The sequence below is a fragment of the Nocardia sp. NPDC049149 genome (genome assembly GCF_043197455.1).
In the GTDB taxonomy this organism is placed as follows: Bacteria; Actinomycetota; Actinomycetes; order Mycobacteriales; family Mycobacteriaceae; genus Nocardia.
Window position 1 is genome coordinate 133,852 of the sequence record NZ_JBICTD010000006.1, and the last position, 14,610, is coordinate 148,461.

Genomic DNA, 14,610 nt, shown 5'->3' on the forward strand with positions numbered 1-14,610 from the left:
TGTGACCGAAACCGCGCTCGCCCTGATCGAGCTCGGAGCGATTTTGTTTGCCCTCGGTATTTTCGGGCGGTTGGCTGGTCGCTTCGGGATGTCTCCGATTCCCCTCTATCTGATCGGCGGCCTTGCCTTCGGCCAAGGCGGCATCATCGAGCTCAGCGCCGCCAACGAATTCGGCCATGTGGCAGGCGAAATCGGCGTGGTGCTGCTGTTGCTGCTGCTCGGCTTGGAGTACACGGCCCCGGAATTGGTGACCGGGTTGCGCCGGTCCTGGGCCGCGGGGTTGCTGGATATCGTGGCGAATGCGACGCCGGGCGTGCTGGTGGCGTTGTTCCTCGGCTGGGGCCCGGTCGGCGCGATCACCATGGGCGGGGTCACCTATATCTCGTCCTCGGGCATCGTCGCGAAGGTGCTCGACGATCTCGGTCGGCTCGGTAACCGCGAAACGCCGGTGATCCTGTCGATTCTGGTGTTCGAGGATCTGGCGATGGCGGTGTATCTGCCGGTGCTCACCACGGTGCTGGCCGGGCTCAGTTTCGCCAGCGGATTGAAGTCGCTCGCGGTCGCGCTGGCGGCGATCACGGTGGTGTTGGTGGTGGCGTTGCGCTACGGCCGGTACGTGTCCGCCATCGTCGACAGCGCCGATCGCGAAGTGTTCCTGTTGAAGCTGCTCGGCGCGGCGTTGCTGGTGGCGGGCGTCGCCTCGGCGCTGAACGTGTCCGCGGCGGTCGGGGCGTTCCTGCTCGGCATCGCGATCTCCGGCTCAACGGCGCACGAGGCGGCGAAACTGCTGGAGCCGCTGCGTGATCTGTTCGCGGCGATCTTCTTCGTCGCCTTCGGCCTCACCACCGATCCGACGGCGATTCCGCCGGTGCTCGGCTGGGCGATCGCGCTCGCGGTCGTCACCACGCTGACCAAGATCGGCACCGGTTGGTGGGCGGCGAGCAGGCAGGGCATCCGCAAAATGGGTCGCGCGCGAGCGGGCGCGGCGTTGGTCGCGCGCGGCGAATTCTCCATCGTCATCGCGGGATTGGCGGTCACCATGGGCGGCGTCGACGGCCAGCTCGCCGCGCTCGCCTCGGCCTACGTGCTGTTGATGGCGGTGCTCGGGCCGGTGGTGGCGCGTGTCGTCGAACCGGTGGTCGGGCTGGTGCAGCGCCGGGTGCGCAAGCCGGCCGTGGTCACTCCGTAAACGCTTCCACCTGTTCGTGTTTCGCCGCGGCCTTCCGCTCGAGGAAGTGCCCGCCCGCGCTGGCGAGCGCGCCGACCAGGAACCCGATCCCGGCGGCGCACAGGTGGCCGTAGTCGGTGAAGGTCGGCCCGATCCACAGCGCCGCGAGCAGCAGTAGGGTCAGTGTCGCCGCCCACACCAGCCGGACGGTGCCGCGGAACCGGAACGCCATGGCGGCGAGCACCGCCGAAAAGCCGTAGCTGGTGCCGACATCCGCGGCATAGGTCAATTTCACCGGGATTACGCCGCGATCGATGGCATGCGAGATGCCGGTGACGGTGAGCAGCGTCGCCCCGATGTGCCCGGTGGCGAACAGGAAGATCCAGCGCGTGGTGCCGAGCCAGCGTTCCGCGTACGCCATCACGATCAGGAAGCTGATGATGATCGACCACGGGAAGCCGCCGTCGGTCCAGAACGCGGACGCCACCAGCACCTGCACCGGGTTGTGCCGCATGTTGAACAGGTTGGTGGACGCGGAGAAGATCAGCTTCTTCTCGACGGAGTCACCGACGCCGCGCAGCGTCCACCAGGTGACGAACAGGGTGAAGGCGTAGGCGGTGCTGGCCGGGGCCGCGCCGAGATGGGCCCGGATCGCGGGCAGCGCGCGCCGGGCCAGCCCGGGGCGGCGTAGCCAGCGCCAGGCGACGCGCACTTCGGTCCGCAGATCGATGGTCTGGGTCCAGGGCGACCGAAACCCGGCCGGAGAGGCAACCACCAGCCAAGTGTGCCGTGTCATCCTGTGAGGTCGCTGCGTGACCCGCCCGCGTGTGCGATGTCTCACCGGCGCCGACATCGTCCGTAACGTCGTTTCACATATGAGCAACATTCGCGCTCGAAACTTGGTCGACCAACCAAACGGGTGAGGAGTGCGTTGCGTCTATGACGATCGAGGACGTGAAGGTGACCGGCAGTGCCGGCGCGGACTATCTGGCCAAGCGCACGTTGCGTTCCGGCACCGCCGGATGGGTGTTGCTGGCCGGGCTCGGCATCAGCTATGTGATCTCCGGTGACTACTCCGGCTGGAACTTCGGCATCGCCGAGGGCGGGTTCGGCGGGCTGCTGATCGCGTTCGTGGTGATCGCGGCGATGTATCTGGCGATGGTCCTCGGCATGGCAGAGCTGTCCTCGGCGCTGCCCGCGGCGGGCGGTGGGTACACGTTCGCGCGAAGGGCGCTCGGGCCGTGGGGTGGATTCGCCACCGGCACAGCGGTTCTCCTCGAATACGCGATCGCGCCTGCGGCCATCGCCACCTTCATCGGGGCGTATGTGGAATCGCTGAATCTGTTCGGAATCACCGACGGCTGGTGGGTGTACCTGGCCGTCTACGCCCTGTTCATCGGTGTGCATCTGACCGGAGCGGGCGAGGCGCTCAAGGCGATGTTCGTGATCACCGCGATCGCGTTGGCCGGTCTCGTCGTGTTCGCCGTCTCGGCGTGGGGATTGTTCGAAACCGGGAACCTGACCGATATTCCGGCCGACCAGGACGCCGTGGGCAGCTCGGCGTTCCTGCCGTTCGGCTACTTCGGCATCTGGGCGGCCATCCCGTTCGCGATCTGGTTCTTCCTTGCCGTCGAAGGGGTGCCGTTGGCCGCCGAGGAGGCGAGGGAGCCGGAGAAGAATGTGCCGAAGGGCATCATCATCAGCATGCTGGTGCTGCTCGTCACCGGCGCGGCCGTGCTGTTCTTGGCGACCGGAGCCCTTGGCGCGCAGGCGATCTCGGCCTCGGGTAACCCGCTGGTCGAGGCACTCGGCGACGGGTCGGCCGCCAAGATGGTCAACTACATCGGCCTGGCCGGGCTGGTGGCCAGCTTCTTCTCCATCGTCTACGCGTACTCGCGACAGACGTTCGCGTTGTCGCGGGCCGGTTACCTGCCGACCAGGCTGTCGGTGACCAACGCTCGCAAAGCACCCGTGCTCGCGCTGATCGTGCCCGGTGTCGTCGGCTTCGCGTTGTCGTTGACCGGCGAGGGGGCGATGCTGCTGAACATGGCCGTGTTCGGCGCGGCGCTCAGCTACGTGCTGATGATGGTCAGTCACATCGTGTTGCGGGTGCGCGAACCGCACATGCCGCGGCCGTACCGTACGCCGGGCGGTGTGGTCACCACCGCGTTCGCCCTGGTGATCGCGTGTGCCGCGGTGATCGCCACCTTCCTGGTCGACCCGGTGGCTGCGGGATGGGCGCTGGCGGCGTTCTGTGCGTTCATGGCGTATTTCGGCCTGTACAGCAGGCATCGGCTCGTGGCGAACTCACCGGACGAGGAGTTCGCGGTGCTGGCTCGTGCGGCGGGAGACCTCGAATGAGCTCCTACGTTCAGCAGTTGCGTGGCACCACTTACGTTTTCGACGGGTTGGTCGATCTGCTGGCAAAGGCGACGCCGTTGCGGAGCGGGGACGAGCTTGCCGGATGTGCGGCAAGCTCCGATGCCGAGCGGGCCGCCGCCCAGTGGGCGCTTGCCGACGTGCCGCTGACGGTGTTCCTCGACGAGCCGGTGGTGCCATACGAGACCGACGAGGTCACCAGGCTCATCATCGACACGCACGATCGTGGTGCGTTCCAACAGATCTCGCATCTCACGGTGGGCGGGCTGCGGGACTGGTTGCTCGCCGTCGCGGCGGAGCCCGACGCCGCCGCGGTGCTGCGTGCGGTGTCGCCCGGACTCACGCCGGAGATGGTGGCGGCGGTCAGCAAGATCATGCGGAATCAGGATCTGATCGCCGTCGCGCGCGCCGCCACGGTGACCGCGGCCTTCCGCACCACCGTCGGCCTGCCGGGCACCCTGGCGACGCGGCTGCAACCGAACCATCCCACCGACGATCCGCGTGGCATCGCCGCCGCCACCCTGGACGGGCTGCTGCTCGGCTGCGGCGACGCGGTGATCGGCATCAACCCGGCGACGGATTCGCCGCAGGCGACGGCCGAGCTGCTCACTTTGCTCGACGAGGTGCGGTTGCGGTTCGACATCCCCACCCAGTCGTGTGTGCTCTCGCACGTCACCACGACCATCGGGCTGATCGAGGCGGGTGCGCCGGTCGACCTCGTCTTCCAGTCGATCGCGGGCACCGAAGGCGCGAATGCCGGTTTCGGCGTGAACATTTCGCTGCTGCGCGAAGGCAACGAGGCGGGCAGGTCATTGCGCCGGGGCACGGTCGGCGACAACGTGATGTACCTGGAGACCGGGCAGGGGTCGGCGCTGTCGGCGGGTGCGCACCTCGGTACCGGCGGCAAGCCGGTCGACCAGCAGACCCTGGAGGCGCGGGCGTACGCGGTGGCCAGGGATCTGGATCCGCTGTTGGTCAACACCGTTGTCGGGTTCATCGGGCCCGAATATCTCTACGACGGTAAGCAGATCATTCGTGCCGGGCTCGAAGACCATTTCTGCGGCAAGCTTTTGGGCCTGCCGATGGGCGTCGACGTCTGCTACACCAACCACGCCGAGGCCGACCAAGACGATATGGACACCCTGCTGACGTTGCTGGGTGCCGCTGGCTGCGCCTTCGTCATCGCCGTTCCCGGCGCCGACGATGTGATGCTCGGCTACCAGAGCCTCAGCTTCCACGACGCGCTCTACGCCCGCCGTGTCCTGAACCTGCGCCCCGCACCGGAATTCGAGTCGTGGCTGGCCGGGCTCGGCATGATCGACGGTGCGGGCCGGGTGCTCCCGGTCGAGCCGTTGTCGTCGCCGCTGCGTGCGTTGGGTGGTGCGTGATGAGCAACGCCTACGGACGCCCCAAGCTGGAAGTTGTTGCGCCGGTGGGGGAGCCGGACACTGCTGAGATCGGCGCTCGTCGCGCCGAGCGCCGGCACTCGCCGAAAAGTGGTGCGGAGCAGCTTTTCTGGCAGGAGTTGCGCCGGAGCACCCAGGCCAGGATCGGGCTCGGTCGCACCGGCGATGCCCTGCCGACAGCGCAGGTCATGGAGTTTCGCGCGGCGCACTCGGCGGCGCGGGACGCAGTGCACCTCCCGCTGGATGTCGAGGATCTGACTGTCCGGCTGGACGCGCTCGGCATCGGCGCCGCGACCACAGTGCCGAGCCGAGCACAGGGCCGTGCCGAATATCTGCGCCGACCTGATCTGGGCAGATTGCCGGCAGCCGGTGCACTGACTGCGGTGCCGCACAGCGGTGGTGAGATCGGATTCGTACTGGCGGACGGGCTTTCGCCGCGTGCGCTCACCGATCACGGTCCCGCGATGCTCGCGGCGCTGATCGACGAGCTGGCCGCGCACTACACGATCGCCGCCCCCGTCATCGCCACCCAATCCCGGGTCGCCCTCGCCGACCACATCGCCGAGGCGATGGGTGTGCAGACGATCGTGGTGCTGATCGGTGAACGACCGGGCCTCTCGGTCGCCGACAGCCTCGGTATCTACCTCACCCACCTGCCCTACCCGGGCCGCACCGACGCCGACCGCAACTGCGTCTCCAACATCCACCCACCGGAAGGCCTCGGCTACACCCAGGCCGCAAAAGTGGTGTCGGGCTTGATATCCGGCGCACGCCGCCTCGGCCGCTCCGGCGTCGACCTCAAGGACACCTCCCGCGCCGACTCGCTCGAATCCGGCGAAACCCTGTCTCCCACACCCGAGCTCGGCTGAATCGACACCAGCGCGGGGCGCTGCGACGCCCCGCGCTGGTTCGAACCGAGCACTGATGTCGTCCGTACATGGATAGCTCGCCCGAGTACAGACTGACCAGGCTCGGAACTGACCGCCGACTACCGATGTCAGTGCCGCGGCACCCGCGGCTGGCTCAAAGACCCGGAGAGGCGGGGGAGCTCATAGGTGGCCGATGTCCTTCACGACGCGCCTCGCCTGGGCGAACAGCATGCCGACGTTCACCGCTTTGCGGCAGACCACCACGATCACCACATCGTCGCGGCTCTCGGTGCGAATGAATAGGTGCGTCAGATTGTCGCTGTTGACCAGGATCTCCTGGAAGTAGTGGCGCTGGGTCGCGATTCCGCGGCGTTCCTTCCAGATATCCTCGATCATCACCACATTGCGTCCCTGGAACAGGTCTAGGGTCGCGGCGGCAAGTAGGTCCAAGACCTCCGGCGGATGGGTGTCGATCGTCTCGACCGCCAAGAGCATGCCCGTGGACATGTCGATCGCCCCGGAGGCAAGGCACTCCGGTACTTCGTCGCGTAGTAACCGCACCAGCCGCTCGATGCGCTCGGTCATCGTTACCTGGCCTTGGCCAGTGGTGGAATTCATTGCGTCCTTTCTGGTTCCGCTCGGCGGCGGTCTGTGGGGATTCACGGTGCGTCCTTGTCCGCTGCGGGGTGTTCTCTCGGGGCGGAACTGCGGAGCACCGCCTGTGGGGCACGCGGCGGCAGCGCGTCGTTGATGCCGCTGGCGCCGCGCCTGCGGCGCGGTAGTGCGGCCGGATCGTCTGCCGGCACCGTGGTCGATGTTCGGTCGTCGAGGTAGGGCGGCGGGACCATCAGGAGGTCTTCGGCCAGCAGCCGGGCGGCTGCCGCTGTGACGGGGTACAGGCTCCTGCCCAGCAGGAACGCGAGATCGCGGCAGGTGCGCCGCCCGTTCACTTTGCGCAGGATCTCGTGGTGCAAACCGGTGGTGCGGCGGCCGAGTTCGCGTGTGCCGAGTCCGGTGAGCGACAACCTGTTCCGATGCGGCGACACTCGCCCGTTGGCCAGTGCGCGCAGTCGCCGCTCGGTCTGGACGAGCAGCCAATCGGGTTCGACGCCGGTGCCGGTGGCGAATTCGGCCGGTGGGTCGTTCGGTATCTCGTTCCAATAGCACCCGTCGATCCAGCCCGCGGCGATCGCGAAGGTGCCATCGATCGCCGCCATTGCCGCGAGTGCGCGCAGTTCGGCGTCGCCCATGCTCGCGCATCCCGGCCTGGCGAGTAGGTCGGCGACACCGGGTGCGCCAGGGGAGAGGACGGCGACGACTTGACCGCAGGCCACTTGGAAGTCGCCGCCGGGATCGCCTGCCACGTGCAGGATCCCGGTGCGGGTGTGGGTAGTGAGGCCGGTCAGCTCCGTGGCCACCTGCCTGATGGGTTTGTGTCCGAGCATGGGCAGCCGATGCCGGACAGTGAGACGGGCGGGCGTAGTCACGATGCACCTGATATCGCTATTGCTTGGCGTGGGATGAATCGAAAAGGGCAGCAGCGCAACCGGAATGCGGCACGACGGCAGCGATGACCGCAGTTCGATGCCCGCGACGGGTTACGGAGCCTGCGTCGGTAGCGGCCGTCCGAGGACGGCGAGCGTCAGAGCGAAGACGGGACTCGCGATAGTCGGCCACGAAGACACGTGGATGCGGCAGGTAACTGTTGCTGAGAAATCACGAGTGTTCCTGAAAAAGTGGATGGCACAGCCTGATTCACGCTCTGGCGGCGGCACTCCCCGGGGCCGGTCGAGTACGCCGCGTGGAGAACATCTTGGCAGGCTGCCGGTTTTAGAGCAATGGAATCCGTGAAATTAAGTGGGGTTGCCAGCGTGTCGCCACGCCCGCGCTAGCCCTGGGGTGGCACCACCGACTCGGTCCTCGGTATGACGCGCCGCGGTGGCGGTGCTGCCTATTGTCGCCGGTATGTCTACTGTGGCGCGGAACGTGATGGTGAGCAGGCGGCGATTCGCCGTGCTGGCCGGGGTGGTGCTGGCGTCGGCCGGTGTTGCGGCGGCGGACGGGCCGACGGCATCCGAGCTGACCGCCGTGCGGATCCCCACGGCGGCCGGTGTTTTCGATGCGGTGGCTGCTGGGCCGGTGGATGGTCGAGAAGTCTTGCTGCTGCACGGGTTTCCGGAGTTGGGCATCGAGTGGGAGCATCAGCTGCTGGCATTGGCTGCCGCCGGGTGTCGTGCGGTCGCTCCTGATCAGCGCGGCTACTCGGCGGGTGTCCGGCCGGGCCGGGTCGAGGAGTACCAGCTCGACTATCCGGTCGCCGACGTGTTCGCGATCGCAGATGCGTTGGGGTGGAAGCGATTCGATCTGGCCGGGCACGACTGGGGTGCCGTGGTCGCCTGGATTGCCGCCGCCGAGCACCCGGAGCGGGTGCGGTCGTTGACGGCTGTCTCCGTGCCGCATCCCGCTGCGTTCGCTGCCGCGCTGCGCACCGACCCCGCGCAGCAGAGCGCATCACAGTACATGGATTTCTTCCGTCAACCGACCCCGATCCCGGAGAACAAAATCCTCGCGGCAGGGCCACCCGAACTGGCGGGCGTCCCGGCGGCGCGCAGCGCCGAGTACTTCCGACGGCTCGCCGAACCAGGGGCGCTGACCGCGGCACTGAACTGGTACCGCGCCAACGACTTCCATGGCTACGAGCGGCCGGTAACCGTGCCAACCCTGTTCCTGGCCGCCACCAACGACCCCATGGTGGCCATGTCGGGTATCGAAGCCACCGCCGACTGGGTCACCGGCCCATACCGTCTGGAGGTGCTGTCCGAGGCCGGGCACACAATTCCCGAATACGCCGCCAAGGAGACCTCAACCCACCTGCTCAACCACTTGTCGTCGACGAAACCCCTGTGACCCCGAAATCCATTCCCGTAGAAGAGACTCCCCGGCTCTGCGGTCTCCTGTGAGTACGGCAGCCAAGGGTGCGCACTGGAGTAGCGTGGTCGCGTCGCCTGCCGTACCCGGCTGACAGTCGATCACGCGGTGACTTGTTCCAGCCGGGTCATCTTCACTGTCCGGTTTAGAGAGCTTCAAGATCAAAGACTCTGTACTGCACACTTTTTGAGTTTCCGCACACGATTTCGCATGCCAGATCGTGTGCGGTAAGGCAAAAGGTGTGCGGGTGTGGGGGTTTCACGGTCAAGGACTCGAAATACGCACTCGTTCTGTGGATTCGCACTGGTCGTGGGTGCCCGAAAGGGGTGCAGATCCAGGGTAGGGGTGCGGATTTCGGGGTTGGGGTGGGGCTGGCCGCGGTTGCCGGTCTCGGAGGGGCCGGTATGTGGGATCGAAAGGGATGGTTTCGCACAAAGTGGGAACCGGTGGCGGGGGCTTCTCGGGCGATGCCGCCACCAGTTCCCAGTGATCACCTGACCAACTGCCGGACTGGTCGGGTCCACGGCAAAGGATGCGAGGGTCACGGTTAAAGCGTTGGATGTTGGGGGTCCGACAGCGCTTCCCGCCGGTCGTTGGTCCCGCCCTTGGCATTTTCTGCCTCAAACATTGCGGCGGCAGGCTTCAACGGGGCAGCAACCATTTGACTACCGTCAACGAAGCCCGGCGACCATCTCTCTCACGCCGATGGAGGTCGGCAACCGATCGCCTTCCCGTCAACGGAAGTCGGCAACCATGTGCCGGCCGTCGATCAGGTGACTGCCCCTGTTGGGCCGCGCAAGGAGCTGGCTGATGCGGCGTTCACTGGACGCAGAATTCGTTCCCGTGCGGATCCGCCATGGTGGTCCAGACCTCACCGCCGAGCTTGCCGTCGTAGAGTCGCTCAGCGCCGAGCGCCTCCAGCCGGGCCACCTCGGCTTCGCGACGTTTCTGGCCGACGTTCACGTCGAGGTGCAGGCGGTTCTTGCTGATCTTCGGCTCGGCAACGCGCTGGAAGATCAGGCGATCGCCGCTGCCGATGCCGGTGTCGCCTTTGGTCGGTGCGTCGGGCTCACGCAGGGCCGCCCAATCCAACCAGACCAGCCGCTCGCCGTCCTCGCGCACGCGATCGGCGGCGATCTCGCCGCTGTCGATCAGCTGACGCAGCAGCGGGGTGTGGTCTTCGATGAGGTAGTCGAGCGCCTCGGCCCAGAACCGGGCCAGCTCGGTGGGATCGGGTGTGTCGATGACGATCTGGTAGCGGCTACTCATGGGATGTTTCTACCTCGAGAACGTCGCGCACAAACGACAAAGCCCACATCCGGACACCGCCGAAACTTCCAGCGGCGCAACGAATGCGGGCTTTGTGCGCGGGCGCCCTAGTCCAGGTAGTCGCGCAGTACCTGGGAGCGGCTCGGGTGCCGCAGCTTGCTCATCGTCTTCGACTCGATCTGGCGGATGCGTTCGCGGGTGACCCCGTACACCTGGCCGATCTCGTCGAGGGTGCGCGGCTGGCCGTCGGTGAGGCCGAAGCGCAGCCGGACCACGCCCGCCTCACGCTCGGACAGCGTCTCCAGCACCGACTGCAGCTGATCCTGCAGCAGCGTGAAGCTCACCGCGTCCACGGCGACAACGGCTTCGGAGTCCTCGATGAAGTCGCCGAGCTGGCTGTCGCCCTCGTCGCCGATGGTCTGGTCCAGCGAGATGGGCTCACGCGCGTACTGCTGGATCTCCAGCACCTTTTCGGGCGTGATGTCCATTTCCTTGGCCAGCTCCTCCGGGGTGGGCTCACGGCCCAGATCCTGGAGCAGCTCGCGCTGGATGCGACCGAGCTTGTTGATGACCTCGACCATGTGCACCGGGATACGGATGGTGCGGGCCTGGTCGGCCATGGCGCGGGTGATGGCCTGCCGGATCCACCAGGTGGCGTACGTGGAGAACTTGTAGCCCTTGGTGTAGTCGAACTTCTCGACGGCGCGGATCAGACCCAGGTTGCCCTCCTGGATCAGGTCGAGGAACGCCATGCCGCGGCCGGTGTAGCGCTTGGCGAGCGAGACGACCAGGCGCAGGTTGGCTTCCAGCAGGTGGTTCTTGGCGCGGTTGCCGTCGCGAACAATCCAGTTGTAGTCGCGACGCATCGCGACCGGCAGCTTCTCACCCTGCTCGGCGAACTCGCGCACCTTCTCCGCCGCGTAGAGGCCGGCCTCGATGCGCTTGGCGAGTTCGACCTCCTCCTCGGCGTTGAGCAGCGCGACCTTGCCGATCTGCTTGAGGTAGGCACGGACGGAGTCGGCCGATGCGGTCAGCTCCGCGTCCTTGCGGGCCTGCCGCAGCGCCTCGGATTCCTCTTCGTCCCAGACGAAGTCGCCCGACGCCTTGTCGGCGGCGGTCGGCTCGGCCTCCTCCTCGGCGGCCTCGGCGACGTCCTCGACGGCCAGATCCTCGGCCTCTTCGGTGAGGTCGTCCTCGGACACCTCGAGATCGCCGAGGTCCTCGATATCGAGCGACTCCTCGTCGATGACCTCGTCGGTACCGGGTTCGCCGTCGCCTGCCACCTTCTTGGTGGCAGCCTTCTTGGCAGGCGCCTTGGTCGCCTTCGCAGCGGCCTTCTTCGCGGGCGCCTTCTTGGCAGCGGCGGCCTTCTTCGCCGGAGCCTTCTTCGCGGCAGCCGCCTTACGGACCGGCCGTGCTTCGGTTACATCTGCGGAGTCGGCATCGGCCGATTCGGCGGTCTGACGGGTATTCGTGGCTACCACGTACGCCCTTTCGTGACGGTCTCGTGCGGCGTCACGCCAGAGTGGTCTTCCGGCGGAGCGGTCTGTCGGGTTTCACCGGCGGAGGGCCGGTCGGGGGTTTCGCCGGCTCACGACTGTCGTCGTGAGCCGAGGGCACTGTGGCTGTGGTTCACTCGCTTCGCTAGTGAACGAGCCGAGCACGTTCCATTGTAACGATCTAACCAGCGTACCTTTGCCCACGTTGCCCCTTGTGGCGCGGGATGTTCTTCGATTGCTGTCACGGTGCGATGCCCGCGTCGATCGCCATCGCTGCCCCGACTATGCCCGCTGTGTTCTTCAAATGCGCCGGAATCACCGGAGTTCGGTTGGTGAGCAACGGAATCCATTGATCGGCGTCGCGGCTGATGCCGCCGCCCGCGACGAACACCTTCGGCCAGAACAGGTTCTCCAGGCCGATCAGCACAGTGCTCACAGCCGCTGCCCACTCCGGGAATGTCAGCCCGTCGCGGTCCTTGATGGACGCGGCGGCGCGATGCTCGGTCTCCATGCCACCGACCTCGAGATGTCCGAGTTCGCTGTTGGCTACCAGCGTGCCCTGGTACAGCAGGGCAGAGCCGATGCCGGTGCCGAAGGTCAGCAACAACACCAGCCCGTCGAAATCCTTTGCCGCGCCGTATCGATCCTCGGCGAGGCCCGCCGCGTCCGCGTCGTTCAGGACGGTGACGGGGCGCCCGTCGAGGGCCTGGGAGAAGAGCTCGCGCGCGTTGGTGCCGACCCATGACTTGTCGATGTTGGCCGCAGTGCGTGCGACGCCGTCGAGCACCACCGACGGCAGCGTGATGCCGACCGGACCGTCCCAATCGGCTTGCGCGACCAGCTTTGCCACCGCGTCGGCGACGGCCTGCGGGGTGGACGGATGCGGTGTCGCGATCTTGATCCGTTCGTGGAGCAACTCACCGGTGGCCAGATCTACCGCGGCGCCCTTGACGCCGCTGCCGCCGATATCGATGCCGAAGGCGTGCCCCCGAGCGGACATGACTGTTCCCTCGTTCCTGTGTGGCCGGTGGTGGAGCACAACACCGCAGCACCTCGGCCCCCACCACGCTGCTGAGAGCGCGTTGCGGTGGTGTGCTCGACGACGGCGTTGTGTCGTGCACGACAAGAGTAATGGGAGACCGGCGCTGGGCGTTGAGTGAGGATCTGTGATGCGATGGAGGGCGTGCCGGAAACCTCATCGTCTGTGTCCGACTACACCTCCGAGATCATCGTCGCCCGTGGCGACGAGGCCGAGCTGCGCAGAGTCGCGGTCGACCTCGCCGAGACCGCCGCCGCGCACGTCCGCGCGCGAAGGCCAGAGGTCTTCGGGCAGGCAGGCGGGCCCGTGGACGGCGCGGTGCAGGCCAAGGCCCATCCGACCGACCCGGTCACCATCGTGGACACCGAGACCGAGGAACTGATCCGCGGGCTGCTCGCCGAGCAGCGACCCGGCGATCCCATCCTCGGCGAGGAAGGCGGCGGCAGCCTCGCCGACTCGGCCGCGGATGTCGTGCACTGGGTGGTCGACCCGATCGACGGCACCGTCAACTTCCTCTACGACATTCCCGGCTACGCGGTGTCGGTGGCGGCCATGCGCGGCGGTCGTCCGGTGGCGGGCGCGGTGGTCGATGTCGCGCGGCGGGCCACCTACAGCGCCGGGCTCGGGCTCGGCGCGATCCGCGTCGACGCCGAGGGCGCGGTGGAGCATCTGCGGTGCACGCCGGTCGAGACGGTCTCGATGTCGTTGGTGGCCACCGGATTTGCCTACGGCAAGCACCGGCGCACCCGGCAGGCACAGCTGATCGCCGAGATCCTGCCGCAGGTGCGTGACATCCGCCGACTCGGCGCTGCCGCGCTCGACCTGTGCCACGTCGCCGCGGGCCGGGTGGACGCCTACTTCGAACACGGCCTGAACGCATGGGACTGGGGCGCGGGCGCGCTGATCGCCGCCGAGGCAGGCGCGCGCCTGACGTTGCCACCCGCAGCCGCTCCTGGCGTTGCCGGCGACCTGGTGCTCGCCGCCGCCCCAGGCATCGCCGACGAACTCACCGCCTTGCTAGACCGTGTCGGTGCCACAGCGCCCATCCCGGATCACTGACTCTCTAGCGGGCCCCATGTGCCTACGGATCGACTGATCTCGTAGGCACATGGGTAACTCGCCGGGTACGTCCAAACTCAGCCAGGCACCTTCCACCAGCCCGCGACGAAACAGTCGTGGCACTCACGACCGGCAAAAAACTCGGAGAGCCGGGGGAGCCGGGGGAGCTAACAGCGGGCCTGTCGGGCCGCGTCGAGGAGCTTGACGTCGATCGAGGGTGCGCCGCCGGGTGCCGGGTTCTTCAGCGACCGCAGCACCTCCTCGGCGTCGTTGCTCGGGCGGATGTCCCGGAACAGCGAACCGAGCACCATGTCGACGGTTTCGTCGGCGCGCTGATCCTCGATCAACTCCGCACACGGGACGACCAACTGCACCGAGGCGGCGGCCGGGCGGCCGTTCACGCCGAACCGGATCTGGCCCGTGCATTCGAGGTCACCGTTGACGTACACCGAATCGTTGCCGTACTGCGTTCCCGGCGCGCTGGCGAACCCGAGGTCGCCGAACTGCGCCGCCACGTGCGCGGCCTGGCCGCGCTGGTTGTTCGCGTTGAGCACGCGCACCTTGCTCGCCGCGAGGGGAGCGGGTTCCACATCCTGGAGCCGGCCTGCGCCGACTCGCTGGCCTAGCGCAACGGGTTGTCCCGCACCGGGATCGGTGGCCGGGCTCGGCGAGTTGCATGCCATCGCGCTGGTGTCGTGCTCGGTCGTCGTCAAGGCCTTGACCCACACGATCGTGCAGATCAGGGTGACAACGCCGAGCATGATGAGCCAGGGCTGCGGACGGCGTCGGAGGAAGGGCCTGCCCTGGGAATCCACGGGGCGACCTTCGGTGATCAGTGAAACCACCAGCACACTCTACGAAAATGTGACCCGGTCGGTGGACGGCGGGCCGAGGGAGTGCGGCGACGTGCGGGAATACGGCGCGCAAGGTCTCGGCTAGTTACCTGGATGATGTCGGTTACCCGTCAGTTTCGACTCGTCTGTGTTTTGATTGC

13 protein-coding genes are annotated in these 14,610 nt (G+C 67.1%); 6 read left to right on the forward strand and 7 right to left on the reverse strand.

Annotated elements, in window-relative coordinates; translation table 11 throughout:
- Position 1 precedes the first annotated feature (1 nt).
- Positions 2–1,189, forward strand: a complete 1,188-nt coding sequence (locus ACGFNJ_RS24850; protein WP_393452611.1) for a cation:proton antiporter — start codon at positions 2–4, stop codon at positions 1,187–1,189.
- Here ACGFNJ_RS24850 and ACGFNJ_RS24855 read toward each other — a convergent pair.
- Entirely contained in the window at positions 1,179–1,943 is a 765-nt protein-coding gene (locus tag ACGFNJ_RS24855) for a rhomboid-like protein (protein WP_393452614.1), read from the reverse strand. The genes ACGFNJ_RS24850 and ACGFNJ_RS24855 overlap by 11 nt on opposite strands.
- 164 nt (positions 1,944–2,107) lie before the next feature.
- Here ACGFNJ_RS24855 and eat point away from each other — a divergent pair, with 164 nt between their 5' ends.
- The 3 genes from eat to eutC are packed head-to-tail and all read left to right on the forward strand — an operon-like array spanning position 2,108 to position 5,822.
- Positions 2,108–3,529 carry an ethanolamine permease gene (eat, locus tag ACGFNJ_RS24860; RefSeq protein WP_393452617.1) on the forward strand — a complete coding sequence of 474 codons (1,422 nt, stop codon included), beginning with the start codon at positions 2,108–2,110 and terminating at the stop codon, positions 3,527–3,529.
- On the forward strand, positions 3,526–4,935 hold the full coding sequence (locus ACGFNJ_RS24865) for an ethanolamine ammonia-lyase subunit EutB (RefSeq protein ID WP_393452620.1): 1,410 nt from the start codon (positions 3,526–3,528) through the stop codon (positions 4,933–4,935). The genes eat and ACGFNJ_RS24865 overlap by 4 nt, the downstream gene beginning before the upstream one ends.
- Positions 4,935–5,822: an ethanolamine ammonia-lyase subunit EutC gene (gene eutC, locus ACGFNJ_RS24870; RefSeq protein WP_393452623.1), complete on the forward strand. Its 888-nt coding sequence runs from the start codon at positions 4,935–4,937 to the stop codon at positions 5,820–5,822. Before ACGFNJ_RS24865 ends, eutC begins: the two co-directional genes overlap by 1 nt.
- A 180-nt stretch (positions 5,823–6,002) precedes the next feature.
- Here eutC and ACGFNJ_RS24875 read toward each other — a convergent pair whose 3' ends face one another.
- Together ACGFNJ_RS24875 and ACGFNJ_RS24880 are read right to left on the reverse strand one after the other, a co-directional pair.
- Positions 6,003–6,440: a hypothetical protein gene (locus ACGFNJ_RS24875; protein WP_393452626.1), complete on the reverse strand. Its 438-nt coding sequence runs from the start codon at positions 6,438–6,440 to the stop codon at positions 6,003–6,005.
- Positions 6,441–6,481: 41 nt separating this feature from the next.
- On the reverse strand, positions 6,482–7,309 hold the full coding sequence (locus ACGFNJ_RS24880) for a hypothetical protein (RefSeq protein ID WP_393452629.1): 828 nt from the start codon (positions 7,307–7,309) through the stop codon (positions 6,482–6,484).
- A gap of 478 nt (positions 7,310–7,787) precedes the next feature.
- Here ACGFNJ_RS24880 and ACGFNJ_RS24885 point away from each other — a divergent pair, with 478 nt between their 5' ends.
- Positions 7,788–8,729 (forward strand): alpha/beta fold hydrolase, encoded by a 942-nt coding sequence (locus ACGFNJ_RS24885; RefSeq protein ID WP_393452632.1) that lies wholly within the window; start codon positions 7,788–7,790, stop codon positions 8,727–8,729.
- 840 nt (positions 8,730–9,569) lie between these two features.
- On the opposite strand, the gene ACGFNJ_RS24890 is transcribed toward ACGFNJ_RS24885, so the two are convergent.
- The 3 genes from ACGFNJ_RS24890 to ppgK form a co-directional block, all read right to left on the reverse strand.
- Entirely contained in the window at positions 9,570–10,019 is a 450-nt protein-coding gene (locus tag ACGFNJ_RS24890; RefSeq protein WP_393452635.1) for a VOC family protein, read from the reverse strand.
- A gap of 107 nt (positions 10,020–10,126) precedes the next feature.
- Positions 10,127–11,503 carry an RNA polymerase sigma factor gene (locus tag ACGFNJ_RS24895; protein ID WP_393452638.1) on the reverse strand — a complete coding sequence of 459 codons (1,377 nt, stop codon included), beginning with the start codon at positions 11,501–11,503 and terminating at the stop codon, positions 10,127–10,129.
- Between the two features lie 256 nt (positions 11,504–11,759).
- The gene (gene ppgK / locus ACGFNJ_RS24900; RefSeq protein WP_393452641.1) at positions 11,760–12,518 is read right to left on the reverse strand and encodes a polyphosphate--glucose phosphotransferase; all 759 of its coding nucleotides are present in this window, start codon (positions 12,516–12,518) and stop codon (positions 11,760–11,762) included.
- A 174-nt stretch (positions 12,519–12,692) separates the two neighbouring features.
- Here ppgK and ACGFNJ_RS24905 point away from each other — a divergent pair, with 174 nt between their 5' ends.
- Positions 12,693–13,616 (forward strand): inositol monophosphatase family protein, encoded by a 924-nt coding sequence (locus ACGFNJ_RS24905; RefSeq protein ID WP_393452644.1) that lies wholly within the window; start codon positions 12,693–12,695, stop codon positions 13,614–13,616.
- Between the two features lie 167 nt (positions 13,617–13,783).
- Here the strand turns inward: ACGFNJ_RS24905 and cei are convergent, their stop codons facing one another.
- The gene (cei, locus tag ACGFNJ_RS24910) at positions 13,784–14,461 is read right to left on the reverse strand and encodes an envelope integrity protein Cei (protein ID WP_393452647.1); all 678 of its coding nucleotides are present in this window, start codon (positions 14,459–14,461) and stop codon (positions 13,784–13,786) included.
- Positions 14,462–14,610: the final 149 nt, after the last annotated feature.

Excerpts from the sequence above, each read along its gene's own strand:
- eat (WP_393452617.1), top strand. The coding sequence starts at position 2,108 with ATGACGATCGAGGACGTGAAGGTGACCGGCAGTGCCGGCGCGGACTAT.
- ACGFNJ_RS24865 (WP_393452620.1), top strand. The coding sequence starts at position 3,526 with ATGAGCTCCTACGTTCAGCAGTTGCGTGGCACCACTTACGTTTTCGAC.
- eutC (WP_393452623.1), top strand. The coding sequence starts at position 4,935 with ATGAGCAACGCCTACGGACGCCCCAAGCTGGAAGTTGTTGCGCCGGTG.
- ACGFNJ_RS24875 (WP_393452626.1), bottom strand. The coding sequence starts at position 6,440 with ATGAATTCCACCACTGGCCAAGGCCAGGTAACGATGACCGAGCGCATC.
- ACGFNJ_RS24885 (WP_393452632.1), top strand. The coding sequence starts at position 7,788 with ATGTCTACTGTGGCGCGGAACGTGATGGTGAGCAGGCGGCGATTCGCC.
- ACGFNJ_RS24890 (WP_393452635.1), bottom strand. The coding sequence starts at position 10,019 with ATGAGTAGCCGCTACCAGATCGTCATCGACACACCCGATCCCACCGAG.
- ppgK (WP_393452641.1), bottom strand. The coding sequence starts at position 12,518 with ATGTCCGCTCGGGGGCACGCCTTCGGCATCGATATCGGCGGCAGCGGC.
- ACGFNJ_RS24905 (WP_393452644.1), top strand. The coding sequence starts at position 12,693 with ATGGAGGGCGTGCCGGAAACCTCATCGTCTGTGTCCGACTACACCTCC.